General features: G+C 58.3%; 19 protein-coding genes and 1 pseudogene. 8 read left to right on the forward strand and 12 right to left on the reverse strand.

Annotated features, from left to right (window positions below; all coding sequences use genetic code 11):
- Positions 1–112: 112 nt before the first annotated feature.
- Both GWR55_RS11865 and GWR55_RS11870 read right to left on the reverse strand, forming a co-directional pair.
- Positions 113–484, reverse strand: a complete 372-nt coding sequence (locus tag GWR55_RS11865) for a RidA family protein (protein ID WP_162402449.1) — start codon at positions 482–484, stop codon at positions 113–115.
- An 87-nt stretch (positions 485–571) separates the two neighbouring features.
- On the reverse strand, positions 572–1,219 hold the full coding sequence (locus GWR55_RS11870) for a DUF882 domain-containing protein (protein ID WP_162402450.1): 648 nt from the start codon (positions 1,217–1,219) through the stop codon (positions 572–574).
- A 213-nt stretch (positions 1,220–1,432) separates the two neighbouring features.
- Here GWR55_RS11870 and GWR55_RS11875 point away from each other — a divergent pair, with 213 nt between their 5' ends.
- Together GWR55_RS11875 and GWR55_RS11880 are read left to right on the forward strand one after the other, a co-directional pair.
- Positions 1,433–2,101, forward strand: a complete 669-nt coding sequence (locus GWR55_RS11875; protein ID WP_162402451.1) for a YceH family protein — start codon at positions 1,433–1,435, stop codon at positions 2,099–2,101.
- Between the two features lie 58 nt (positions 2,102–2,159).
- Positions 2,160–4,442 (forward strand): PAS domain-containing protein, encoded by a 2,283-nt coding sequence (locus GWR55_RS11880; protein ID WP_162402452.1) that lies wholly within the window; start codon positions 2,160–2,162, stop codon positions 4,440–4,442.
- A 139-nt stretch (positions 4,443–4,581) separates the two neighbouring features.
- Here the strand turns inward: GWR55_RS11880 and GWR55_RS11885 are convergent, their stop codons facing one another.
- The 5 genes from GWR55_RS11885 to lpxB form a co-directional block, all read right to left on the reverse strand.
- A complete protein-coding gene (locus tag GWR55_RS11885; RefSeq protein ID WP_162402453.1) occupies positions 4,582–5,262 on the reverse strand; it encodes a Fe2+-dependent dioxygenase in 681 nt (226 codons plus the stop codon).
- A 68-nt stretch (positions 5,263–5,330) separates the two neighbouring features.
- Positions 5,331–7,922 (reverse strand): TonB-dependent siderophore receptor, encoded by a 2,592-nt coding sequence (locus GWR55_RS11890; protein WP_162402454.1) that lies wholly within the window; start codon positions 7,920–7,922, stop codon positions 5,331–5,333.
- A gap of 505 nt (positions 7,923–8,427) precedes the next feature.
- Complete coding sequence (locus GWR55_RS11895) at positions 8,428–12,027, reverse strand: TonB-dependent receptor (protein WP_162402455.1); 3,600 nt, start codon at positions 12,025–12,027, stop codon at positions 8,428–8,430.
- Positions 12,028–12,437: 410 nt separating this feature from the next.
- On the reverse strand, positions 12,438–14,429 hold the full coding sequence (locus GWR55_RS11900; protein ID WP_162402456.1) for a M1 family aminopeptidase: 1,992 nt from the start codon (positions 14,427–14,429) through the stop codon (positions 12,438–12,440).
- A 66-nt stretch (positions 14,430–14,495) separates the two neighbouring features.
- Positions 14,496–15,761: a lipid-A-disaccharide synthase gene (lpxB, locus tag GWR55_RS11905; protein ID WP_370521136.1), complete on the reverse strand. Its 1,266-nt coding sequence runs from the start codon at positions 15,759–15,761 to the stop codon at positions 14,496–14,498.
- A 27-nt stretch (positions 15,762–15,788) separates the two neighbouring features.
- Between lpxB and GWR55_RS11910 the strand changes: the two genes are divergently transcribed.
- Positions 15,789–16,466: a YdeI/OmpD-associated family protein gene (locus tag GWR55_RS11910; protein ID WP_162402457.1), complete on the forward strand. Its 678-nt coding sequence runs from the start codon at positions 15,789–15,791 to the stop codon at positions 16,464–16,466.
- Positions 16,467–16,557: 91 nt separating this feature from the next.
- Here the strand turns inward: GWR55_RS11910 and GWR55_RS11915 are convergent, their stop codons facing one another.
- Positions 16,558–17,664: a DUF5715 family protein gene (locus GWR55_RS11915; RefSeq protein WP_162402458.1), complete on the reverse strand. Its 1,107-nt coding sequence runs from the start codon at positions 17,662–17,664 to the stop codon at positions 16,558–16,560.
- Between the two features lie 182 nt (positions 17,665–17,846).
- Here GWR55_RS11915 and GWR55_RS11920 point away from each other — a divergent pair, with 182 nt between their 5' ends.
- Complete coding sequence (locus GWR55_RS11920) at positions 17,847–18,101, forward strand: PGPGW domain-containing protein (RefSeq protein ID WP_202925500.1); 255 nt, start codon at positions 17,847–17,849, stop codon at positions 18,099–18,101.
- 14 nt (positions 18,102–18,115) lie between these two features.
- On the opposite strand, the gene GWR55_RS11925 is transcribed toward GWR55_RS11920, so the two are convergent.
- Positions 18,116–18,940, reverse strand: coding sequence for a CHAD domain-containing protein (locus tag GWR55_RS11925; protein ID WP_162402459.1), 825 nt, complete (start codon positions 18,938–18,940; stop codon positions 18,116–18,118).
- Between the two features lie 286 nt (positions 18,941–19,226).
- Here GWR55_RS11925 and GWR55_RS11930 point away from each other — a divergent pair, with 286 nt between their 5' ends.
- Together GWR55_RS11930 and GWR55_RS19105 are read left to right on the forward strand one after the other, a co-directional pair.
- Positions 19,227–19,895, forward strand: coding sequence for a hypothetical protein (locus GWR55_RS11930; protein WP_162402460.1), 669 nt, complete (start codon positions 19,227–19,229; stop codon positions 19,893–19,895).
- Positions 19,896–19,989: 94 nt separating this feature from the next.
- Entirely contained in the window at positions 19,990–20,319 is a 330-nt protein-coding gene (locus tag GWR55_RS19105; RefSeq protein WP_202925501.1) for a CsbD family protein, read from the forward strand.
- A 382-nt stretch (positions 20,320–20,701) separates the two neighbouring features.
- Here GWR55_RS19105 and GWR55_RS11940 read toward each other — a convergent pair whose 3' ends face one another.
- Both GWR55_RS11940 and GWR55_RS11945 read right to left on the reverse strand, forming a co-directional pair.
- Complete coding sequence (locus GWR55_RS11940) at positions 20,702–21,115, reverse strand: hypothetical protein (RefSeq protein WP_162402461.1); 414 nt, start codon at positions 21,113–21,115, stop codon at positions 20,702–20,704.
- Positions 21,112–22,008 (reverse strand): annotated as a pseudogene (locus GWR55_RS11945) (ArdC family protein). Before GWR55_RS11945 ends, GWR55_RS11940 begins: the two are co-directional and overlap by 4 nt.
- Positions 22,009–22,484: 476 nt before the next feature.
- Between GWR55_RS11945 and GWR55_RS19590 the strand changes: the two are divergent.
- A complete protein-coding gene (locus GWR55_RS19590; RefSeq protein ID WP_370521434.1) occupies positions 22,485–22,694 on the forward strand; it encodes a hypothetical protein in 210 nt (69 codons plus the stop codon).
- A 72-nt stretch (positions 22,695–22,766) separates the two neighbouring features.
- The gene (locus GWR55_RS11955; RefSeq protein WP_162402463.1) at positions 22,767–23,252 is read left to right on the forward strand and encodes a hypothetical protein; all 486 of its coding nucleotides are present in this window, start codon (positions 22,767–22,769) and stop codon (positions 23,250–23,252) included.
- 142 nt (positions 23,253–23,394) lie between these two features.
- Here the strand turns inward: GWR55_RS11955 and mobF are convergent, their stop codons facing one another.
- On the reverse strand, positions 23,395–26,148 hold the full coding sequence (gene mobF / locus GWR55_RS11960; RefSeq protein WP_162402464.1) for a MobF family relaxase: 2,754 nt from the start codon (positions 26,146–26,148) through the stop codon (positions 23,395–23,397).
- Positions 26,149–26,332: the final 184 nt, after the last annotated feature.

Consider the following 26,332-nt stretch of genomic DNA (forward strand, 5'->3'; position numbering starts at 1 on the left):
CGCACGGGCATTTTCTTTCGGAGTGCGGCGCTGGACGAAACAGCTCCATCATTGCACGCCTAAGGCATACGTCCTAGGTGCTAAAAATGAGCTTCGAAGGGCAGTCTAGCGACTAATCCTTGACCGCGATACCCTGCAGCTCAAATCTTGCCCCGAACAACAGCGTTCCCGAACCGAGAAATGCGCGCGCCGGCAGCTTGTCCTTGAAGTAGGTGCGATACACCGCGTTGAACTCCTCGAAGAGCGATACATCGCTGACAAAGATCTGCAGCGAGACCAGGTTGTCCATTGTCATGCCGGCCATCGCCAGAACACGCTGAATCTCCTGCATGACGAGGTGGGCCTCTTCGGTGGCGGTGTCGGGCACCTTGGTGGTCCCGGGGATCAGGCCGATACGTCCGGAGAGATAAAGGGTCTGGCCATCCACCAGGACGGCATCGGAAAACGGCATGGCAGGATTGCTGGAAAAATATTCGCGGCTCATAGAGGTTTCCCTGCAGTGTATCGCAGCGCCTGACGCGAAAAAGACCCGGAGCATGCGGGCCTTCTTCCAGAAAACTTTTCTCTGCCGTTACTCGCCCGAAGCGACAGCTGTAGCGCGGTGGCGCACTCCGTGCCGGGTGGACTTCGCTACGGAGCGCATTTTGGATTTCCGCGAAGTCCCATACTGCCACTCGCGCACTGGCCCCACATCCACATGCACAAACTGATTCACCGGATAATACCCCACGCCGCCCGCATGCAGGCTGAGTGCGGTATCTCTCAGTTTCGCTGTCGAGACGCCGGGGACTCGGATATCAATTGCCTTGGCCTGTACGTGCTGGCTGTTCTTTGCGACACCCGAATCTCCAGAGCGCGACCTCAGGAAATTATTGCTCCACGGCGTGCGGTATCCGCAGACGATATCAATCTCTCCATCCGGTCGCCCCAGCTTCTCCATGATCGCGTGCAGCAGGTCAAACTCGCGGGGATCGTACTCGCTCTCGGTCTGGGTCCGGTGGTCGCGCAGGAAGTGATTCAGCTTTTCGATCGCAGCCGGCAGGTAACGGTCTCCAATCCGGTAGACCACGTCAAGCTTCTCTCCCGTATGGGTATGGAACATGTGCAGGCGATACACCTCGTTCGTGCTCGCATCAGCGTCTTTGGCGCTGGCTGTTCCGCCCGATAAAAGAACGGCCGCGAGGGCTGCTCCGAGGCAAAGCCCGATCGATCTCTTCATTCCAAACTCCGTGGGGGATTCTTGACTTCCAGAGAATGGAGCCTGCTAAATCCCATTCACAGCTCGCCATTCGCTTTTCCTAGTCTAAAGAAGGTATTTTGATCCTTCCAGTCGAGATGTGCATTTTTTTCTGCAGATTCGTTTCCTTTTTCATAACCCCTTCTATCCCTGCAGATAGAGCCCTCCATGGAGGCGATGTGTAGACTGGATGGCATGCTGCTCGATCCGGCTCAGCTCCGCGTGCTTGGTTCCCTGATTGAAAAAGAGATCACCACGCCGGATCTCTATCCTCTATCCCTGAATGCGCTGGTTAATGCGTGCAACCAGCGATCGAGCCGCGACCCGGTGCTGGAGCTTACCGAGGGCGAGGTTCGCGAGGCGCTTCACACCCTTGAGGAGCACAACCTGGTAACGATGCTGCAGGATGCTCGTGTCCCCAAGTTCGAGCATCGCGCCCGCACCGTTCTCAATCTGCGCCGCGATGAGACCGCCGTCATATGCCTGCTGATGCTGCGCGGTCCGCAGACACCCGGCGAGCTGCGTGCTCGCTCCGAACGACTCTATGCCTTCGATGAGATCGCCTCGGTGCAGTCAACGCTGGAGCGGCTGGCATCTCGCCCGCCCCGGGAAGACGGAGGGCCAGACGCGACTTCGACAGGCCCGCTGGTGGCGCTTCTGCCGCGACCGCCGGGCGCAAGGGAGTCACGTTATATGCATCTGCTTGGCGGGGCTTCGCAGGAGACAGGATCAGCGGCCGCGCTGCCGGCAGAAAACGCCGCACAGTCCGACCGCGTCGCCCGGCTTGAAGCCGAACTTGCCATCATGGCGGAAGCCCTTACAGCTCTCGATGCTCGCATCCGCGATCTGGAGACGAATCGGTAATACATCTATCCGTCCCTATACTCCGACGTTGTAGTCTGAATCTGGACCTCTGACCTGCATGTCAAATGACTCCATCCTTGCCGGACTCGCCCCAGAGAGGCGCGCTCTTGTCCGCAGACAGGTCGATGTGGAGAACGAGCAGTTCGCTCAACTGATCTTTCAGATTCCAGATGGGGTCGCCTGCATCAACCACAACTGGCAGATTACCTTTGCCAACAGTGAAGCGATGAGGATGGGAAGGATCGAGCCTCATCACATTCACGACGGGACAATCTGGAAGCTATATCCCCAGATCCTGGGGACCCGGCTGGAAGAAGAATACCGCCGGGTGATGGCCATGGGAGTTGCTTCCCACCTGGAACACTTCAGTGTGCGTCTCGACATCTGGCTCGATATCACGATCCTGCCTACGCAGGCGGGAATTGCGATTGTATTTCGCGATATTACAGACCGGAAAGGGGCGGAGCTTCTTCGCGATTCGGCATCGCGCCAGCTGTTGCGCGTACTGGAGGCCACCAGCGACGCAGTCATCACTCTCAACCGCGAGGGAAACTTTACCTTCCTGAATCGGCGCGCTCACGAGCTGCTGGCGCCCGGGGGCGATCTGCTGGGCAAAAATATCTGGCGGGAGTTTCCCTTCGTCAAGCAGGGGCAGTACGAGCATTACTTCACGCTCGCGATGCGGGACAGCATTCCGGGTGAGTTCGAAGAGTTCTATCCCGAGCCTCTGAATCTCTGGCTCTCGATCCAGATCAAGCCGTCCGACAATGGCGTGATCATCTTCTTCCGCGATATCACAGCGCGCCGGAAGTCGGAGTCCGTTCTTATCCAGCAGCGTGACCTGCTGGCCGTCGTGCAGCAGACCGCGCATGTGGCGACCTGGGATGTCGATCTCTCGACCGGAAAGATTCAGTACGGCATCGGATCCTACCCGGTCTTTGGGCATCCGTTTGAAGAATTGGCAGACCTACGCTCATTCAGGGCACATATCCCTGCCGAGTATCTGCCCCTTGTGGATGACATGCTGCGGCAGAGCCGCAAAACAGGCGAAACCGTCGCGGCCGACTTCCCGATCCATGCCCAGGACGGATCGCTGCGATGGATCGAGTGCCGCTGCCAGGCTGTTACCGCAGAGGGCGAAACTCCTCGTCTTCGCGGCCTCTGCATCGACATCACGGAACGCAAGATCTCCTCACAGATCCTGCAACAGCGTCAGGAGCAGACCGAGCGTCAGCGCGCAGAACTGGAGACGATCTACAAGACGGCGCCCATCGGGCTAGCGCTCTTCGATCCGGTCGAGTTTCGTTATCTCCGGGTGAACGACCGGCAGGCGGAGACGCTCGGGCTTCCGGTGGACAAGATCCTTGGCCGGCGTATCACCGAGCTGGCTCCCCTGGAAGGCCTCGAAGATCTCTTCCACCAGGTGGCTGCCGGCAAGACGATCCGGAATCACGTATTTGAAGGAGAGCTGCTGACGCGTCCCGGCGAGCACCGCTTCTGGAATGTGAATTACTCGCCTGTCTTCGGAGGCAATGGGAAAGTTCACGCGATTGCTGCCGTCGTCCAGGAGATCACAAATCAGAGAAGGGCGGAGCAGGCTCTCATTCAAAGTGAAAAGCTGGCCGCCGTCGGCCGGCTGGCCAGCTCCATCTCGCACGAGATCAACAATCCACTGGAGGCCATCACCAACCTTCTCTACCTGATGCATGTCTCCGAAGATCTTCCTCCGCACGTAAGGGAGTACGTGAGCACCGCCCAGAGCGAGCTCTCCCGCGTCTGCCAGATCGCAACCCAGACGCTTCGCTTTCACCGGCAGGCAGTCAGCGCGACGCACGTGACGGCACAGGAGTTGGCCGAGGCCGTTCTGAACCTCTACCACGGACGTCTGCTTAACTCGCGCATCACCGTCGAGACGGATTTCCGCACATCAAGGCCTGTTCTGTGCTTTGAGAATGACATCCGCCAGGTTCTCAACAACCTGATCGCCAACGCGATCGACGCGATGCGTCAGGGAGGAAGGCTTCTGGTGCGTGCCCATGACGCGACAGAGTATTCCTCCAATGGCATCGAGCGCAAAGGGCTTCGCATCACCATCGCGGATACTGGGCACGGCATGTCGGCGGGGGTACGCGCCCGTATCTTCGAGCCCTTCTACACCACAAAAGAACTTAACGGCACAGGACTCGGCCTTTGGATCTCATCGGGGATCGTCGACCGACATAACGGCCGTATTTTGCTACGCAGCAGCGATCATCCTTCGCACCGCGGCACGATTTTCTGTCTGTTTCTGCCTTACTCGGAGAGTCCGCAGCTCCCGCTCGACCAGCCCTTCGAGCCTTAGCCATACATTTCCATCGGATTTGGAGGCAACCCCGCAATCCTCTGCAGGCCCCCATCCCCACAGAGGTGTCATCCTGAGCGAAGTTCCTTGCGGCCTTATCGCGAGAAACGAAGTCGAAGGATGACACGTCCAGCACAGCCTACATCTCGGCCCACCGTCGCAGAAGGTTGTGATAGATCCCGGTGAGGGTCACGCCGAGCGGGCTTCCCGGCAGCTCGACTGCCAGCTTTTGAATCGTCTGGTCGAGGTCGAACAGCATCGTGCGATCTGCATCCGTGCGAATCATGCTCTGAATCCAGAAAAAGCTGGAGACACGCGCTCCCCTGGTCACCGGATCCACACGATGCAGGCTGGTAGCCGGATACAGCACCATATGGCCTGCAGGCAGCTTGACGCTGTGCGTGCCATACGTGTCTTCGACGATCAGCTCGCCGCCGTCGTACTCCTCCGGCGCGGTAAGGAACAGCGTCGCTGAGACGTCTGTGCGAATCCTCTGTCCTGACGGCACGACAGAGCGAATGGCCGTGTCCACGTGCGTGCCAAAGCGGCCTCCACCACGATATCGATTGAACATCGGGGGAAAAACGCGCAGCGGCAGGGCTGCGGACATAAACATAGGGGATCGCGCCAGGCCCTTCAGAACAACCTCTCCCAGTTCCAATGCCAGTGGCGACGCCTCCGCCAGCTGTTCATTGTCCTTAACGCGCTGCGCCTGATATCCCGCGGTCACCTTGCCATCCACCCAGTTGGCGGCGTCCAGCTTCGTGCGCACCTGGGCTACCTCTTCGGCACTCAGGATGTTCGGAATCGTAATTAGCATAAAAAGCTCTCACTTAGAAATGCGGCAGCGAAGCGCCCAAGCCCTTCGCTGCCATCATAGCCTCGATGTTAGAACTTCACATTGAAGCCCATCTGAGCATTGATACCCTCGCCAGGAACCAGATGGTTGGGATGAGGTTGATCGATGTAGAACTTGTTGGTCAGGTTGATGATGTTCGCCTGGAAATCCAGATGGTCCGAGATAGGCCGGCGCAACATCGCGTTGAAGGTCCAGTAACCCGGAATCGCTTTGAAGGTCAGCGGAACGTCTGTCACCGGAACCGGAGTTGCGCTGTCATAGGCAGCGACCATGGTTGTAGAGCTGGCGCGGCGGGCCGAGACATAGTTTCCTCCGAATCCTCCCATGAAGCGCCACCAAAGATCATGTGTCACCCACAGGTTGCCGCTGTTCTTGGGGACATTGGCAAAGGGAAATCCCTTCGGAGAGATGAAGTACGGAGCCTGGCCGTAGACCGGGTCGCCCGGAACATACAACGACGACCACGGAGATGCGTTCAGGATGCTCTTTTCCACGCGCCCGTTCAGAAAGGCATAGCCCGCGATGATGTCGAAGTGTCGCGGCATATGTCCGATCGCCGCTACCTGCACACCGCGTACCAGCTGCGTACCGACCAGGATCGTGTTCGCCGTATCGTTCGGATCGGTTTCGCGCGCGTTTTGCTTCTCCGTCGCAAAGTAGCTTCCACTCAGGTTCAGACGATCGTGCAGGAAGTCCCACTTCGTTCCGATCTCGGTCGTCGAGTTCAGCTCGGGCGGAAGCGCGGCGTTGTTCCCGCTCAGTGACAACGACTCCGCCGACGGGTTGAACGACGTTCCGTAATCGAAGTAAATGCTTCCGTTGCGCCTGGGCTTTACCACTACCGCGGCCCGATACGTGGGCTGCTTATCCAGCCTGCTCACATGCGTTGCCGGGGTCGATCCAACAGCATCCGTGAGGGCGTCTGCATTGAAGTAATCGAAGCGAATACCGCCGGAGATCTGCAGCCACTGCGTCAGCTTCAACGTATCCAGAAGATTCAGACCATAGGACGTCGATGAAACATGAGTGTTCGATCGAATACTGATCGATGACGGATCGAATGGCTCATATGGGTTCGGGTTGAGCAGCGAAGCCGTTGGCACCGTATAGGAAGTTCGCAGCGGACTCGACCGTTCGCGTCCCCCCTCCAGCATGACAACAAAGTTATTCTCCACATGCGCCAGCTTCAGACGACCTACAAGGCTCGTCTGATTCCAGATCATGTCTTCCACACTCTTGGCCGCAATCTGGTTGCGGGTCACCCTCACCAGATTCGGATCGTAGTTGATCGGGAAGCAGGCGGGAGGGGCACAGGCCGCCATCTGCTCGCCTCCGATCGCCGAGAAGACCGCCTTGCTGGCAATCTGCGGCTCAGTAATGCGTACATCGCGCGGATAGTTTGCCCACCGCATCGTCGATCGCACGGTGACGGGCACAGAGAAGTCATGCTCGACGCGCCCCGTCACAATATCCGGATTGGTGCGCAGGAAGTTGTCTTCTGCGAAACCGTAATAGTTGGTCCGGTTGACCTTCGGAAGTTTGTACAGGAAGTATGGCAGGCCATAGTCAGGGATGCTGTTCTCGCTCTCGTGCAGGTAGCTGAGCAGGAAGCGGGTCGGGGAGTTCTGTCCGAACGCAATGGACGGCGCGATACCGAATCGCCGCACCTCGGTGATGTCGCGCTCCGCCACGTTGGACTGCGTTCCCGCCACGTTCAGCCGGAAGGCGGTTCCAGGCCCGAGGGCTGTCAGCGGCTCATTAATATCTGCGGTAACGCGACGCATCAGGTTCGTCCCCAGTTGCAGCGATCCGCTGATCGCCTCCTGCAGCATGGGCTGCTTCTGCTCCTGGTTGACCACGCCGCCGGTTGAGCCGCGGCCGAACTCCACGCTCGCGGGGCCCTGCAGCACTTCGACGGCGTCGTAGTTGAACGAATCGCGATAGTACGAACCAAAGTCGCGGATGCCGTCGAGGAAGATATCGTTACGCGCGGAAAATCCGCGAATCGTCAGATTGTCCCCCTGCGCTCCACCCTCACCGGCAGCAATGCTGATGCCGGGAACATTGCGCAGCGTGTCACGCATAGTCGTCACCGCCTGCTCCTGCATGACAAACTGCGGAACTACATTGACCGTCTGCGGAATATCGCTCAGAGGCTCGGTGAACTGGGAGAGCGAAACGGAGTTCGCAGAGGTCGAGACATCCACCGAGTCATTCGCCCGCAGTTCCACCACGGCGGTCGAAGCACCATCCATCCGGAAGCTCAGGCCGGTTCCGGCTAAAAGCAGTTGCAGCGCCTCATCTTCAGCAAACAGTCCGGAGACGCCTTTGGTCTGAAAACCCTCCACGGTCCCCTGTGGAAGATTAATGCGGACATGCACGCCCGTCTGTTGTTCGTAAGTGGCGATTGCGGCATCCAGCGCGCCAGCGGCGATGTTGATTCTCTTCACCGGAAGTCCGGCCGTAGGAACCGCTGCTGCCCCCGAGGCGCTCGAAGGAACCGCTGCCTGCGCCTGACGGCCCGCCCCCATCACCGTCGCAGCCAGCGTCCCCACCGCCAGCCAGTTCTTCGATCCCGCAAAACTGCGGCGCAGATGCTTTTTTCTTACGTGCTTCTTCATCGTCCCATCTCCCTTGCTAAGTGCTCCTTCGCAGCCAAAAAAGGACGCGAAGGGGCAGCAACCGCTCACACCGCCTGGCAGCCATCGCGCCGGCGATTCCACGTAACACGAACAGAATTTGGAAGGGAAATGGACCGGAGCTGCGTTGATCGGGATCAACCTCGCTCCTATAATTGCTGCAATCTACTGCCCTCAAGGACAGTCAGACCATCAGGTCCTCGCGGTCTCTGCCAGGAGATTTCCCCGCGGGGATCTGCTTCCACTTCACTTCAGCCCAGTCTTTCGATCTCGAGCCACGAACTTCTGGCCCTTTGAGATCCGCAAATAATCTCGATACAAGGAATATAAGACAGCTTTAGTCCTATATCAACAAAAATATGCGACTCAGATGGTCTTATTTTGAACAACACCATTTGGATCACGCGATTCGACGATCAGGCGCAAAACAAAACGGCGGAGAGCATGATGCTCTCCGCCGTTCCTCTAACAAGAGGAAGAACCAAGGTTAGAAGTTAAGCTTCAGCTGGAACTCCGTCGTACGAGGAGCGCCCTGATTGAACGTCCCCGAACCACGCTGGGCGCGATTGGAGTTCACGACCGCATAGGTGTTAGGACCAGTAAGGTAGTTGGTATCCGTATTTACCGAACCGCCGGCACTGGTCGTGTTCTCCAGGATGCCGCTCGGCAAATTGTTGAAATTCGCCATGTTGAAGATGTTGTAGAACGCAATCACCGGCTCAAGGCTCATTCCTTCACGGAGCTTTGAGAGGGAGATGGGATACGCGAAGCTGGCATCTACGTTGCGGAAGGTCGGATTGGCGATTGCGTTCTGCTGAGGCAGATTTGCAATCGGTTGAATGGCGCCACCCAGTGCGATGAGCTGCTGCGGGGTCATCAGACCAGCAGCAACCAGCGCCTGTCCTGCAGGGGTAAGAGTGTTCGCCTTCGTCTGATTGAAGTTGTTGATGTACTTCTGCAGAGTGCCGGGCTTCACATCATGCATGTACGCGCCAGGGTTTGTCCCGGGAGCAATGTCACCCACGGTACCATCACCCGTCACATCCGACGTGAAGATGCCTGCTGTACCACCGTTCAAATTATCGAGCGTAAGGTTCCTCGGCGCAGCCGAACGGAACTGCCCCGTAAGAGCCACTCTCGGCCCATATTTGAGGTTGAAGATCGCCGCCATGGTCACCTGGTGCTTGTGATCAAGGGCGGAACGTCCCATATAGAGAGTCGGATTGTCGTTGTCCCACGTACTGGCGGCAGAACCAAAGAACTGATCAGAGCTATCGGTGCTTCCGGCGCCATAGGAGGAGACAATGCGCGACAGGCTATAGGATCCCTGGATATTCACCGAGTTAATTCCTGGCGCCGGGTGAGTTTTAGTCTCCTTATAGACAATCTGCAGAGCGTCATAGCCCGAACGGCCGATCGGCATCATGAAGTTGCCATTGCCGAGCAGCGGATTCTTGCCTGGAAAAGCAGCGGCGTTGCCCGACACTTGAGCCGGATCACCTCCCGAAACCTGGTTGCCTGAATCCAGACCGTTGGCGGAGAAGTCGTCGATCGTTCCGCCATGACTGATGACGCAGTCAACGGCTGCGGAGCCAGTCATTCCAGTGCAACCCGTAGTCGAATCGGCCGTTGCTGCAATCGCATTCTTCGCCGCGGCCGCATCCAGATAACGCGCAGCTCCTACACGATTGAAGTCGATAACCTGCCCAAACTTCAGCGTGGAATTGTGGATGTAATCCGCGCTGATGATAATTCCTCGGCCAAGTTCGCGCTGAATTCCGAAGCTCCACTGTTCAGCGTAAGGGGTCCGGTAGGGTGCGCCGTAAGCGATCGTTCCGGCCGAACCGCCCATCGCCAACGTGTTACCGACATATGACGTATTCGGCAAAGTGGGGTCTGCCTTGGTTGCAGTCTGAAATTGCTGCTCCAACTGAATCAGCGCCGGCCCCGCAACGCTCATCGGAGAGTTGCAAATGTCCCGGATCGAGACGCCATTAATACTATCGACAATCGAACCATCCGGCATGTTGATCTGGTAGGTGCCTCCACCGGAGCAGAGCCCCGGGACCGAATTGAACGGTCCGTTCTTCAACAGGCCATTACGCAGGTTGGTGGTGTTGTTGAAGACGTCGTTTTCATAGTAAATACCGAAGCCGGCACGGATTGCCGTCTTGTGGTCTCCGGGGCTGAAGACGAAGCCGATCTGCGGTCCAAAGTTCGCCCAGTTCTGCTTCGTTCTGCCGGCCAGCGAGGGGTCCCACTGTGCAAACAGAGACTGATTCCCCGAGCAGCCCGGATTCAGGCTCGGATCTACGTCCGAGCAGTTAACCTGCGGGATATCCTGATTGGCACGGCCGGTATCGGCACTCCACCGGACACCAGCGCTCAGCGTGAACGAAGGCGTAACCTTCCAGGAGTCAGCGATATAGGCTCCCTGGCGCCAGTCGAACACGCCGCCACCGATCTCGCCAAAGCCGGAGTTCTCGGTGAAGAAGCCCTGACCGTTTCCGATGTAAACGGTCACGGGGTGATAACCGTGAACCGGATCGTCCGGGCAAGGAAGGGAGACGCCGTCACCGTTGCAGTTTGCAAGAACGCTCGAGGCATTCTCCGAAACGCGAGGACCGAGTCCCATGAACGAGGCAAAGCCTCCGCCGAGGATGCGGTTCAAGCTATAGCCGAAGCGAACGGTATGCTGCCCCCTGGTCCAGCTCCCGTCATAACGGAACTGCTTATCCGACTGGAAGGTGCCTTGCGGCGCAAGGTAGTTCGGACCGGAGAACAAGTGCAGCGCCGAATTATAAAATCCGAGTCCCGGGATTGCATTGTAAATTGAAGAATTGCCATCCGTTGCGTCGCTCAACAGATTGTGGAACTTCTCATAGCTGACTCGGAACGAATGTGTAAAGCGGCCAAACTGGTAGTCAGCACCACCGGCGATTCCATAAGTATTGTTGCGAGCGGCGAACAGCCAATAGCCGTCGCCGTCGTTATTGGAGGTCACGGCATTTACGTTGTAGTTGCCACGGACGAAATAGTGACCATGCAAAGGGCCATCGTAGTCCAGGCGAGCCGTCGAGTAGGTTTCGCGATAAGGAGTTGGAATGGTGGGATATGCGTTATAGATGCTGCCAAAAGGTCCTGACGGGTCGAGCGTAGAGACTGCCGATGAGTCTTGCTTGATGCGCTCCGAGTTGGCAAAGAAGTAGAGCTTGTTTTTCAGGATGGGGCCGCCAATCGATCCCCCGAACTGATTACGCTGAAACTGCGGGTCTGCGCCGTTTGTAGAGCGGGCAAACAAGGCACGGTGATCCTGGAACTGACCGAACAGTTGTCCGTGGAAGGTGTTCGTACCTGAATTAGTCGAAACCAGAACCTGGCCGGTCGAAGTCACATCACCAGAGACGTCCTGGTTGGAACGATTCAACTGGAACTCATTGATCGCACCCTGGCTGACGTTGAAGATCGTCGTTCCGACGGTCTCATCCGTAATGTCCTGGCCGTCGAGAAGAATTCGGGTCGAGCGGCCAGACACGCCGCCAACCGAGATTGCGGAGTAGCCTGCCTTGGTGGGATCGAAGGATTCGCCGCTCTGCAGGACAACTCCCGGCTCGACCTGCGCAAGGTCAAGGAAGTTACGGCCGTTCACCGGAAGGTTCTTGATCTGCTCCTGGGAGATAACGTCACTGACCGAGGTCTGTTCCGTGTTGACCTGCAGGGCTCCGGCATCGACTTCAATGGTTGTGGTCGATTCTCCGAGAGAAAGCTGATAATTGCCGTTGGTCACAGTACCGGTCTTGACTACCGTCTTTACCGAAAGACCTGTAAAGCCTTCTTTTTCTACCTTGACCGTATAGGCGCCGGGCACCAGAGGACCAAGGACGTACACGCCGGACGCGTCCGTAATGATGTTGCGTGTCGTACCGGTATCATCGGCAGTCACGGTGATATTCGCGCCAGAAACAATGGCGCCGGACGGATCGGTGATCGTTCCCTGAATCGAGCCACCGTTCACTGTCGTCACCTGACCGAAACCCAATGCCGTCACCGACAGCAAGATCAATGCAAGCCCAAATAGTTTTTTCATCGTTCTGAAACTCCCCTTGCCACTCTCCAGGCACACTCCTAGAGGGATTGACCTGTTTTGGCAGCAACTCATAACTGCCATAGGGCATTTCATGGGCCATTCTTGACGGCTCGTCACAGACGTAGAAAATTCTTTGTTTATAGATGTTTACCGAAATATCACAAATGGGTCAGACAAATGGCTCGTACGGTTTCTTATTACCCTGCTGGAGGATAAATACTAAAAACCATATATTGCTTAACTGACGCTATTTCAGGATTTGGAAGAAAATATATCGCATCGGCAATGAGGAATAAGCAGGGTTGCTTAGATGCAGAAGCGGGCCGCAAAGGATCTACGACAACCAAAAAAAATTTGGGGAAAGCCCTTCTCGGAAGCGTCAAAAGTTACTTAGACCTTGCGATTGAGACTCAGTTGCTGGCGCTCTCACGCTTGTACGGCTTCTGCATCAAAGCCCGGGCTTCGTTGACCGCGCCCTGCGTATTGTCGTTGGTCTGCACGGCGAGACGATATTCGTTGATGGCACGATCGCGCTGGCCGGTGATATCGAAGATGCGGCCCAGCTCGATGTGGCTCCATACCTCGACCCACCTCGGATCTCCATCGCCACGCAAGGCGTCGCGGAAGGAGTTTGCGGCGGACTGGTAGTTACGCTGCATAAAGAAGACCTCTCCGATCCGGTAACTCGCCAGTGAGCTGTTCCGGTTGGCATCGAGCGCCTTCTGGTACTCGATGAGCCCGGCGGTCAGGTCGCCCTGAGCCACCTGCTGCTGGCCGCGAAGGACAGCCACACGGACCGCCAGATCGGGGGTGCTCTTCAACACCCAGTTCTGGGGGTCGATGGAGATGCGCCGCGGACGACCGAAGGTTTCCACTGAGAAGTTGCTCTCGGTGCCCGAGACGTCCACACGGCGGATCTCGGTCTTGCCGTCGGTCTCGATCCGCAGCTCCACCGGCATGCGGAAGAGATCGAGGTCCTGTGCGATGGAGCCTACTGTGCGAAAACCCTTGTTATTCCCGAGGCGGAAGACCGTGTACTTATTCGTGAAGGCGGGTGCTCCCGTACCGTCGCACCATTGTGCGAAGAAGGGTGTCAACTGCAGCTGTGACTGCGCCTCGGCCACGGTTTGGACGTTGGCGGTGGTTACGGACTTGTCGGTGTATTGCGATAGCAGGTTACGCAGAAACTTTACGAACGCATCGTCTCCCATCTCCCAGCGGAGCATATGGAAGACCATGGCTCCCTTCTCGAGGGTCATGGACTGGAATTGCGGCGAGAAGGGATCGAGTCTCCCCATGCTGGTCAGGGGCTGGGTGTCATAGGCGAGCGCGCCGGCCTGAACGTCAGTGACCGCAGATTCAAAGGCGTTTTTGCCAGCTGAGTCCTCGACATACATCAGCTCCGCATAGCGCGACATTCCGTTCGTCACCCAGGCATCGTTCAACGTCGCGGGCGAAATCTTGCTTCCCCACCATTGATGCGCCAGGGTGTTGGCGAGCAGGCGCGAATAGGTCTTGCCCGCTACCCGTGAACCGGCAATACCGGCTATCTCCGGCGCCCACATCGCTGAGACAGCATCGTTGGGCATCTCAACCAGGTTGATCTGGCTGCTCTCTGCCTGCCCGAAGGTCGCCGTCATGTAGTCGAACTGCTTTGCGGCATCCTGCGCAAAAGGAACCGCAAAGGCCTTATTGGGCTGGGTGACATAGACGTGGACGTTATTGATTCCAGGGGCCGTGATCGGCTCAAGAAACTTTCCCGCGATGATCGTCCCGGGAAAGCCGGGCTTGGCCCATTTGAAGGTGTACTCGGTGCGGTTTCCCGGAAGGCTCTTGGGGGCGGCGACGCCGGAACCAGATCCGACCACTCGCTCGTCTCCCGGCACGCGGATGTGCATCTCGGCGGTGAAACGGTCGGTGTAAAGCCCGGTCATCGGGAACCAGCGCCCCGGATAGAGCAGGATGCTGATAGGATCGCCGACCGAAGCGAAGTTGATTCCTTCCACTGGACTGGTCTCGACGCCTTTCAGCGTGCCGCCATACTCAAAGGTCCAGGTGGTTGTCGTCCCCTTGGGGATCGGCGTCGCCAGATTGAACCGCACGGTCGAGTTGGTGGCAACTCGCTCCGCCTCCAGCGGCTTCTTGCTGGCGTCGGTCACCTTTGCCAGCTGCAGCCCGTTGTTCAGCTCAAAGACGGGTGAGGTTAGATCTTCCAGCGCCGTAAAGGTGACCTCGGCGGTCGCCGCCATTCGGTTGTCAGCCGGAAAGAGATCGGCGTTGATGACATAGCCGGTCACTTCCAACTGCGGACGGGCCGGAGCCGCAAACGCGGCGCTCGCGAACAGGAGAAAAGGCATCAGCACTGCAAGCGACAAACGAAAGATCCGAGCAAAAGCGCGCATGAAGGCGAAGATTCCTCTAGGACATGGTACTGCCGTCTTCCCCACCAAAAAGGCAGGTGTGCCTTTTTAGACGCGGACGCCGGCAATTCGGCCCATCTTCACCGGATCCGAAGGCCACGAAGCTTCCAGCAGTGAATCGACAGCATCCGCCACCTGCACGATGGAACTGCTGCCTGCAGGAGAGACGAGGCGGCGGCGCACCTCAACAAGATCGTGGATCATCGCCGCTCGCTGCGCCGTATCTTCAAGCAGAGGGCCAAGCGCCGCCGCCACATTTGCAGCCGTAAAGTTTTGCTGGATCAGTTCCGGAACCACCGTCAGCCCGGCAATCAGGTTGACCATCGCGATCGGCAGGTTTCCGTACCGGTCAGGGGCACCCGAGGGCCAGACCTCCTTCGGATACTTCACCAGTCGCTTGGCGAGTTTGAACGTCAGGTCGGAGACCCGATAGACCACCACAAACGGGTTTCCAATCACCGCAGCCTGAACGGTCGCTGTGCCGCTGGCCACGACCGATGCGCGGGCGTGGAAGAGTGCTTCGCGGGCGTCCGGCACGAAATGAAGATTCGTCCCGAGCTGACGAGCAGCTGCAATCCTGCCGGCCTGCTGCCGAACCCACTCGGCGTCCAACGTCGAGGCCACCGGCACAAGGTACTCATATCTGCTTCCGAATCCAGCGACAGCCTCAAGCATGGTCTGGAGATTCAGATGAACCTCTTTGGCTCGCGAGCCAGGAAGAAGGGCGATCCATTGCTTTTCCAGATCGAGACCATGCAGCTTCGCAAACTCTTCCCGCGACGTGGCAGGAAGCGGAAGCTCTGCCAAAGGATGGCCGGTGAAACTGGCATCGACCCCGCGGTTGCGATAGAAAGATTCTTCGAACGGGAAGATGACCATCATGCGATCGACGCGCTGTTGCACCCAGCGCAGGCGGCGGCGCTTCCAGGCCCAGAGCTGCGGGCTTACGAAATACAGGACAGGAATATGCAGCGCCCTCAACTCGCGCGCGAGACGGAAGTTCACGTCGGGAAAGTCGATGAGGATGGCGGCCTGCGGGCAGCGCTCTTTGATAGAGGCGACCAGTTTTCGATAGGAGCCATAGACCCTGGGAGCGTGGCGGATGACCTCGGTGATTCCCATGTGGGCGACGTCTTCGGCCCGAACGATGCGCTGCTGCCCAGCGGCCTCCATCTCGCGGCCGCCGAGCCCAAAGAAGCTGGCGGACGAATGGCGACGAGCCAGCTCCGCGATGATCTGGGCGCCGTAGTGATCCCCAGAGGCTTCGCCCGCGGAGAGAAAGAGGTTCGGATTGGACTGGATCGCGATGTCCACAGTGTAGATTTTTCTGGAGGTGGTTGCATGGCAGGACAGGTAAAGAGATTCCGTGCGGTGCTGGAGCCTCTACCCGGAAATCTGGGCTGGGTGGTGGCGAGGGTTCCGTTCGAGGTGGAGAAGGCGTGGAAGAAGATGGTTCGGCTGCGGGTGAAGGTCGAGACCGGAGGCGAGGTCTTTCGAACTTCGCTGTTTGCCGATTCCGCAAATCGCGGACATTTTGTTCTGGTGAATAAGAAGATGCAGAAGGCAGCCGGGGTCGCGGTGGGCGGCATGATCGATCTGGCAGTAGAGCCTGACCTGGAGGAGCGGGAGGTCGAAGCGCCCGCGGAGCTGGAGAGCATCTTCCGCAAGGAGAAGGCGCTGGCGAAGTGGTTCGCGAAGCTGAGCGATTCGATACGGAACGATATTGCTCGAAGGATTACGGAGCCGAAGAGCGAAGAGGTTCGTGCGCGGCGGGCCGAACAGATGGCCGAGCGTATGCTGCTGGCGATGGAGGGCGAAAAGGTTCTGCCTCCGATTCTCGAGGTGGCGTTTCGCAGGCATCCGGCCGCACGCAGGGGATGGGATGCCATGACCGAGGTGCAGCGGCGCGGCCACCTGCTCGGCATCTTCTACTACCAGAGCCCTGAAGCCCGTGAGAAGCGTGCCGGGAAGGCCATCGAGGAATGTCTGCGCGTGGCTGAATCCAGAAGAACCAATTGATCCGCCATCGGCCCCGAGCGCTACTCTCTGTCTCCTTCGGCCTTGCCGCAGAGGGATTCGGGCTGGAAAAGCGCTTCAGCCCCTAAGGAATTTACTGAACCGCCGCTGCCAGCGCCGAGCTTCCACTCGACCGGTGCCCCGCGATCTCCCTCCGGGGGGACCTTCCCTCCGGAGCGTACTTCTTGTACACGCTGATATGGAAGCAGGCCTGCTGAAACTCCTCTTCCACGTCAATCCTGCCCTGCTGAATCAGCGGCAGCAGATAGCCTCGCAGCCACGCAATCTCTGTCCGCGACAGCCCGTGCTTGGCGATGTCGATCGCCTGGCCCGTCAGGTGTGGCGAAGCCGTCTCTCCCTCTGCCGGGGCGGCGTTGCCGTTGACGCGGATCAGATGCTGCTGAAACTCCATGGTACGTACAGCCGAGTTCACCTGGATGGGGCTATGGAAACGCGCATAGTGCACCCGCGCCAGCGTCGTCAGGAACTGCACTGTCCATGGCCTTGCATATCGGCGATTGGAGGGTAGCCGGTCATCGACCGTCAGTCCACGGCTGACCGGTAGAGCCACCAGCAAGTGCTGCTCACGCATGCGGACCAGGTCATTGTCGTCCTGAACACGGTCCAACCCGTCCCGATCTGCCACCACGTTCTGCCGCACCAGAATCTCGTGCGACCCCTTGAGGGGTGGAGGGACAATCAAACGCCCATGCTTGTTATAGATCGTCGGCAGGATAATCGGCTCAGCCGCCTCCTCGCGAATGCTGTCGGCCTCCGACTTTCGCGGCGACTGGCTTCGCGTTACGCCGACGACGGAACTTTCCTCGCTGGCCCTCTCATCGGCAGCCGAAATCCTCTGCCGCCGCGCCGCCGCAGTCCGGGGAGAAGCCTCCGCAGCCTTCATGAAGTCCGCGCTGGTTGCCTTGCGGCGGGTGGAAGCGACTGTCCTGGACGTATGTTTTCGTCTGGAGGCGCTGGTGGAGACCCGCTCCGTTCGAGTGGCCTTCGATTTGGCGTGATGAGCCGAAGCAGTCTTGCCGACCTTCCTGCTGGAACGCGCCTTCGCGTTCGCCGTCGGAGTCTGCGTAGAGCGATGGGCAGAAGAGCGGCGCGCCTTCCGTGCCGGCGCCGCAAGCAGCGCAGAGGCGGGAAAGAGCAACGCCAAAGCCAGGAGAGCCGTAATGGGGGCGTACAGACGCATCCTTATAGACACCGGAGGCGCGGAACGCCAGAGCAATTTCTACCCTATCGGGCAGGACCGGCGAATGTAAAGTAACGACGCGGGTTCTCTCGATACTCTTCAGTTAACTCGGGCGTTGAAAAGCGCAACTGATTCATACAAATTAATTGCGTGCACAGCTTTCATCCCCGCGTCTAATGGGAATGAACGAGGCCCCCCGGGAGCGCAGCCGATGGATGCGGATTGCAGGCGGATGGTTCCTGCTGGGAACCGGTATCGCAGGGTGCGTCCTCCCTGTCATCCCCGGAATCCCGTTGGCTCTTGCCGGACTTCTCGTCCTCTCGCGCGACTACGTCTGGGCCCGCTCGCTGCTGGGCAAGGCAAAGCGCAAGGCCGTCGCCGTGCGCCGAAAGGCACGAGCCAGGCAGCAATCCGCCCCGGTCGTGAGTCGTGAATAGCAGGTTCGGCTGACCTACCCCGAAAACTCGCCCAGATGTCTCCGGTAGACCTGCAGAGCAGTCCGGTTCCGCCGCGCCAGCACCTTGGTCAACGCAGACGACTTTCCCACATTCTCTCCCGCAATCTCCTCCAGGACCATCCAGTCGTGCCAGTCGCCCCCGCTCTGCTGAAGACTCTCGAACCCGGCGGCCAGATCTCGCGGCGCCTTCGCGCTCTCCGGAGCATTTTCAGCGATATAGCGTGCCAGCTTTGCCACCTTGCGGACGGTATGCAGATACTCCGATTCGTCCTCCTTCTTATTTACCTCAGGCGGGAGATTCTTCCTGTACCATCTCCCTGCCAGCTTCGTAAGCTCGGTTGCGGATAATGCGAGCGTCTCTATCGGCTTGAGAGCCTTCAACAATTCCTCGAGGGCCAGCGTCACCTCGGACTGCCTCTTTTCCAGGACTTTCACCAGCTTCTCCGCATGCTCCTTGCGGTCCGCTTCGAGCTTCTCCCTCAGCTTCGCGGCGCCGTCCTTCAGCTCGCTGGAGTCGTCCTGCCCTGCGATCTGATCGATCAGGTCCAGCTGAACATCGATATCGCGAACATCTCCTGCCGCCCGCCGCAGCTTCTTCAGCAGCTTTCGCGCCTCACCGGCCTGCTTGCGATGCCGGGGGACCTTGGGCACAATCTTCAGCATCGCCAGCTGTCCTTCAATGCGGCGCGTCGTGGTGCGCAATCGGTGTACCGGCTTTGTCTTTGGATCGGACAGGCACAAGGTAATCGCCGCCTCCAGTGCAGTCACCTGTTCACGGAGAGAATGGATCGGATACGCCAGGGTGTTCGTAGCGGTCATAGATCTTCAGAATGTCTGCTCTTCAGGGGTCTCCACCAGGCACGCAGCGGAGCCATCCGTCTTGTGTTCAGCATTCTACTCACCGGATGGAGAGCATGCTTGACAAAGCCGACGTGCCGGGAGGAGCGTGGTTAAAAGGCTCACGAAGAGGCCTGTGAAGTTGCGGCCGGGGGCAGTACCCTCTGGGCCTTCGCCGCAGAAGCTGGCCGTCCAGCTTCCGGCTCCGTCTGAATGTTTATCCGCCTGGTTTCATTCAAAACAGTTCATGCGTTGGAGTTGATTGCCGATGAAGAGGTCTCTCGCTTTATTTCTTGTTGCGACCGGGATACTTGCGACCCAGTGCGGGTTCGCCCAGAAGACGGCGGAACACAAAGGCACTGCCTCTGCAGCCAAAGCCAATCGTGCCGGTACGGCGGTCTGGACGCCTGAGGTTCAGCAGTTCCTCGGAGTCGAAGAAGGCAGCTTCCGCATGGTTGGCCTTAACCGGCTTTCCAAGGCGCAGCTCGATGCGCTCGTCAACGTCGCCCGGCAGAACTTTACCGCCGACCCCAAAAAGCACGTGATCGCCTGTGGTCCAACAACCGCCGCGCCCCAGGGCAGCTACCGCGTCCTCCTCACCGTCTCGGGCGACGACCCCTCCGGCCAGCGCGCCACGGAGATTCGCCAGGCCATCGCCGCAACCGGCGGCATCGACCTAGTCGACTCCGCTGCAGCAGCCGATCGCACCCTCCACGTCGTCATCCAGGAACAGACCCTCGGCAAACGCACGATTGGATACACGGCCTCCTACGTTACTGTCACTCCCTGCACCGACCTCTTTCGCAAGACCGAGGTCGAGCTGAAGGGACAGCTTGGAACCTACACCGATCCCAAAGGCACAGATCTGGCGAATGACCTCGCCCGTATGCTCAAACAGGACCACGCCAGCATGAACGCCCCCTCTCCGCAGCGGTAACTGGATGGCTCAACGGCAGGGTGCCGGCGCTTATCGTCCTGTTCTGCCGAACCTGTCCTGACAGATTGCATCTCACCTTCAAGGAGGTGGGTCTATGAGAAGTCTTCCATGGCTTTTGGCAGGGGTAGCAATTGGCGCGGGAATCGCGGTGCTGGTCCTCAACGGGGAGGAACCGGAACACGCAACGGGATATGATTCGGTCGATCACGCTGCGAGAAAGACCTTCGGATGGGGCACCCGGCAAAGAGCCGAAGGTACGGTTGGCTCGGTCGTCGGGAGAGTGAAAGAGGGAGTCGGCAGATTTACCGGTGACTCCGATCTTGAAGCCGAAGACACGGTGCAGAAGGTGGCGGGCAAAGTAAAGGACGCGGCCGGAGAGGCAGGTCAGGCCGTCGCCGAGACGATCCACGACCTCAATAAATAGGCTTGGAACTGACTGTTCCCCCGGAGTTTCCCAGGAGTGTCATCCTGAGCGGGTGAGGAAGATTTCGGAAGTTTTTGATTCTCCACCGGCTAAAGGGCGCAATTTTGGCTGTGCAGGAACTGTGCAGATCGAATGTGCAGAATTTGCTGTGAATGACAGTTCTTGGGATACCGGCGAGGAGTTTAAAGGGTAGCTTTCACTCGGGTACGCCGAATCGTAAGGGGCAGGTCCCGGAGGAGGAACTTGAGTCCGGGCGCGCAGCCGGCGAGCGCAGGCCGGAAGTCCAGCGGATGAGGGGCCGGGGAGAAACCTGCAAGGGTTCTTCCCGTGCGTTTTGGGAGTGAAAGCGGGCGGCAGTTTCGCCGCCCCAAGATAGAGCGATCTAGCCGAGAATGCACTTGTCCGTGAACGCCTCCACGAACCTCTGCGCGGCAAGGTTCTTGTCCCACAGCTTGGCGAAGCTCTCGTGTTGTTCGTGCAGTTGAGGGTGGAAGCAGTAATTGCCGTCCTGAATGAATCGGCTCCACTGCTCGATGCCCAGGAAGTCCTTTCTCCAATAGAAAGGACTCAGGTGTGCGCCTCCAGCAAAGCCAAGCTCGAAGCACATCTCCGGGTCACGCATCAGGTCGCCGTTCCATTCGCTGTAGTGGGCAACAGAGACAACCGGAAGTCCACAAGGGCCGGACTCGTCGACGGCCTCGATGACAAGCGCCGTGTACGGTTCGTTGGTTATCTTGAGGTAAAGGCCGGGATGCCATCCCCCGGCCTTCCTGATAAGCTCCAGAACGGTCTTCATGCCGCTACCTCCGCAAGCTCTGCTTCGGTAGCTGGTGCGTCTTCCTCGTCCGCTACAGGCGGCTCCAAGGCAGCAAGGATGACGGCGGCGGTCTGCTTAATTACCTCCAAGCTCTCGGCTAGTAAGGATGCATTGCCGTGGTACAGGTGGATGTAATCGGCGGACACGGAACCTGTCACCAGCCCAACGGCTTTGCCGACAACAAACGCGACGGCCTCGGCCTCGGTTTCACGTACCGTCTTCGTCGTTGCCGTGCGGCGTTCTGCCTTATGCAAGAGCTCATGCGCCGTCTCATGGACAAGCGTTGCGAAGGTTTCGGCTTTGGACTGGCCCGGCAGAATGGCGATACGTCCGCCGTAGCTCATGCCGAGGGCTGGCGCGATGCTCGGGTTGTAGACAAGCTGAATGCCTTTGCTTTGGACGAACGCGGCCAGACGCTCCTAGTTCTCTCCGGGGTCGCCGGAGACTTCGCGCATCTCCGGCAGGGCTACGCCGTCAGTCTGCGAAACGTCGAAGACATAAGCATTGCGGAAGCCCAACAACACACGCTCGTTCTGCTTCGTAATATCTTTGCTAGCCTCTTCGTCCTTCTTGCGGCGAACGCCGACGATAGGGGCAAGAATGCGAATGCCCTTCTGTCCCGCCTTCACACTGCGGCCTAAGTTCTTCCACGTCCAGAACCCGGCTACTCTCGTTGCGGTGGGCATCTGTCGCGCGATCTCCAGCACGTTCCCGAAGGAATAGCTATGGAAGCGGCTCATGGCCGTGAGGTAGTTGGTGAGGGCTTCCGAGTGTCCGGCCTCCAACTGCTCAATCAAGAGCTTGATGTTGGCGCCGATGAGTTCCTGTTTCGTAGTGGGCTTCTTGCTGTCGATGGTGGCGATGCTCTTCATGGTGTCTGCTCCTTGGTGTTGGCTTTTGCACGTCCGCGTTGAACGCGGCATGTACATGCCGAACGCCTCCTGGCGAAGGCGGGGGTAGCAAACGGAAAGGTCTTCGAGCGAAGCTTTTTGGGGGGACCGCTTGCGGGGGAGCCAAAACCCGTCAGGGCGAATGGCCTTGCAGAGCGCGGGGGGCAGAGCGCCCCTAGGGAAGGCTTGGTTTCCTTATTAAGTGCGCATCAGCGCACAAACTTATGGTAGGGCGTTGCGGGAAGGAACGTCCCGCAGAGGTGGAAGCGGAAAACGCGAAGCGGTTGCAGCGCGGAGGAGACCTCCTCCGCAAAAAGCACAGAATCACTATGAAGCTGAAGCCCCGAGCCCCCTTGAGATTTCAAGGTCACCTCGCACAATAACTCTTGACTTCCAGATTTATATCTGCAACACTCGCCGCATATATGGAGATGTTCTCCACGCGGCAAGCAGCAAAGATGCTCGGAATCAACGCAAGTACGCTATCTCGTTATGTGACAGCAGGCAAAATCCCCGGTCCGAAGTCAGCTCAACTCGGAGGGATGTCAATGCACCTCTGGACAGAGCGAGAGATCGAACGGGTACGCAAGCTGCTCCCGAACATCGAAGACGGAAGAACGACACGTCATCAAAAGCAAGCGAGGAAGAGTACAAAGTCGACCTCATAACCAAAAGCGGGACGCCCCGGTGTGTCACCACCGAGAACGCCCCTAACCGCACGTCGCCCCAGGAGGCAACGCATGGCTACTGACCAAGTTACACCACGCCGCACCCACCCCCAGCCCTACCCCAAACCTGCTCTCTATGAAGCGATCGCCAACCTGAACCGAGATTTAGGTCTGCTCATCGCAGATTTTGATCGACTTCGGGAGTTCCGTTTCAAGCGTCGCGATATCGACGCCTTTATTGCAAAGACGGAACATCTACGGTCTCGTGTCAATGGGGAACTACTTGAGCATCAACTCGCCAGAGAGTTGAAAGATGAGCATCACTTCTGGCTGCTCGACAAGAAGTTCGAAGACCGTTACGAAGATCCCAACGATGTCCTGATCGGTGCCAAGCGTCGGCTGGAAGAGATGGCCTCTGAAGAGCGCCATGCGCTTCAGGAAGCCAACCGTATCCGCGAACGCCGGCAGCGCGAAGAACAAGAACTCCAGGAGATCATTGGAGCCTCTGCTGCATCTGAGCCCTCTCCATCCGACACGCCGATGGACCTAGACAACTAGTCCAGACATTTCTCATCGGTGCCTCACCGAATGAATAGTTAGGCCGCGAGTTATTTGCGGCCTATTTTTATGGGCAAGTCCACTCTGCCGTTTGACCGGCAATCGCTACGAAGGGTGCGCTTTCAATGACAGAACAACGAGACTACAGACCAAGCCCAAAGCCATGATGTGGTTCTTGCTTCTGCTCAATTTCTTGTTGAAGTTCTCTGGGCGATGCGATCTTGGGCTCATGCGCGCTCTGCTGCGACACGTCCCGTCCAAGTGTTTGCCCCAGCTTGCTACGATCATTGGTGAACAGCTGCGCATCCTCTGCACCACGCGAGATCGCAACGTAGGCCATGCGGTTGTTGAGCAAATCCTTCGCGCCTAGCTCAGTATCGACGTGCACCAGCACACGATCTGCCGTCTGTCCCTGACTGGAATGGCTCGTCACTGCGTAGCCATGATCTAGATGAGGATGCTTTGTGGGATCGATCTGAACATTCCGTCCATCGTCCATGCGTAAACTCATCCGGCCATCCTCGATGCGCTCGACGGTCGCCAGCTCACGGTTAGCGATCTTCAACTCATTCGCGGGAGCGGTGAACTGTACGCGGTCTCCTACGGAAAAGGCACGCTCCTCTTCGCGATAGACAGAGACCCCCGACTGCCGACGCGGGTCGTAACTTCTCTCCATTCCATCATTGGTCTCCACAGTCAGGCGGTTACTCCGTGCGTCCACATCGGTCACGCGAGCATACTCGCCTTTGCCGATGCCGGTTTCTTTCGACGCACGGCTATAGCGGACGACATCACCCACTTCATAGTTCTCCGCCCAGGTGCGGGCCGCGCCAGTAAGCTCCTGTCGTGGCACCAGCGTTCGGACGGTGTGCTCGTCGTGACTTACAACGCCGCGTACCTGCAACTCGGCATGGATGACCTGGTTGATCTCCATGCGCGAACGATTGTCGGGAGAGACAACCAAGGTGTTTTCAGGGCTCTTGGCATACTCCTTCGCAATGGCTTCGATCCGCTCTTCCCGGCCTTTGAACTCATGCACTCGCCCCTGTTGCTCTAATTTCTGAATCGCTCCACCCACATCACCCTGAGCGAGCTGTTCGACAACCTGTTTCAATTTGGGGTCTCTCTGCCGCACGATCTGGTCGAGCGAAACCGTCTTCATGCCTGCCTGTTGCAACTGCGCAAACGGTCTGCCTGCTTCCACGGCTTCATGCTGCCGCTTGTCGCCCACCAGTAACACGCGGTCGTTCGGGTGCAGGCGTGTCAGGAACTCGTGCATCTGCTTGGTGGATGCGAGAGAGGATTCATCTAAAACATACAGGCGTCTCTCGCCGGTATCCGGCTTCTGCCCTCGGGCAAGATGCATCTGAAGCGTGGATGTTTCGATTCCGGCTTCGCCCAGCTTCTGCGCCGCACGAGAGGTCGGCGCAAAGCCTTGTACTGTGTAACCTTCTCGCTCCGCACCTTCACGAACTACAGCCAGAGTCGTCGTCTTGCCAGCTCCGGCCAGACCGTCCATTCCGACGATCTTCTCCCGCGACGCGAAGAGTTGCTCGACCGCCTGCCGTTGCGAGGCGTTTAGCTCAGGGTGCCGCACCACAGTATCGAAGCGCTCCCTCCCTTCGAGGAGCATGGGATGCTGATACCCGCGCTGATTGCCACTTTCGAGGATACTGACGATCTCGCGTTCCGTGCGGACCATCTCGGCGGTGGTGATCTGCGGACCACGCACAGAGGACGGAGCCTGTCGGAACTCTCCCGACTCAAAGCGTCGATTTATCTCCTGCCGCACTTGACCATAGGCCACTTCTCCCATGCCGCGTTGCAAAGCGATGTCGTACAAAGCGCGACGATCTTGTACGGCAGATTGCTCAAAGAGATGATCGCGTGCATAGGTAACGGCTTGTTGTGCAGACAGCTCCGGGCTTCGTTCCTGCTGATGCTGCTGGCTACGCTCCCGCGCCGCTGCCACGACACGGTCTGCCTGATGTTCGAACGTCGCCGCCAACTCACGGTGCTGGTGCTGCACTTCCTCAGGCGACAACAACTCTTTCTTGTCACGGGTGGAACGCGCTGCGATCTGGGCGGCTCCGGCCCCATCCAATCCCTGTTCCCGAAGATGGTCTTTGATCTGCTCGCGGCGAAGGCTGGAGGCTTCCAGATACTCACGCGTGTAGCCTTTGATCTCCGGCTGGCCGTATTTGCCGCGCTCGATCTCATAGCCCAACTGCTGCAACCGTGTGGCTAACTCTGCGCGGTAGATGGCCGTGGCGAAATGTTGCGAAGCATACAGCTCACGCGGTTGCAACGAATGTGTCTGTCCGTTGTCTCGTTCGGTGACATTGAAGATCACAGAATGCGTATGCAACTGCGGTGCGGCATAGCCTTCAACAGGACGTGCCGTGTCATGCTCAAAAGTCGCCACGGCAAATTTGCCTGTAGTCTCAGGCGCGTGAATATTGCCGATGCGTGCCTGCGTGTAATGCTCCAGCTCGCTCAGTGCCACACGGACACTCTCGCGATGCGCCATGCGCACGCGCTCATCCCCACCCACCAAAGCCGTCAGAGAAACCGACTTCGGTGCAGAGAATGTCGCATCCCATCCCGCACGGTGCTCCATGCTGGTGACTTCTTTGCCGTCTCTGCCTTCATAGGTACGTGAAACCTGATGCTTTACCATTTGCGCTTGTGTAACCGGATGCTGACCTTCGGTCAGCCGCGCAAAGTGTTCGTCACCCACGGCACCGGAAAGACCCCAGTCTTTTGCAAGCTGGCCCTGCCATTCGCTGTAGCCCTGCTGGTCGCGGCTCCAATAGTTCTGCCGCTCCGACGCAAACTCGCGCTTATGGTACGTACGTACCTGGCCCGCTGACAACGGCTTGGACAGCGTCAGCATAAGTGGATTCTAGGCCAGAAACTCAGCGCAATGCGACTTCTGGTCTCCTTGCGGCAACATTGCTCTTCTGAACAGAGTATTACGTATCGAAGCTCGTCGAGGCGGCAGTGCGTACCTGCTGATCATCAAGAAATCAAATCCTCCTCTTGTCCGCCAGGTCGCTTTTTTACATTTCTATAACCCC

Source organism: Edaphobacter sp. 12200R-103 (genome assembly GCF_010093025.1).
Taxonomy (GTDB): domain Bacteria; phylum Acidobacteriota; class Terriglobia; order Terriglobales; family Acidobacteriaceae; genus Edaphobacter.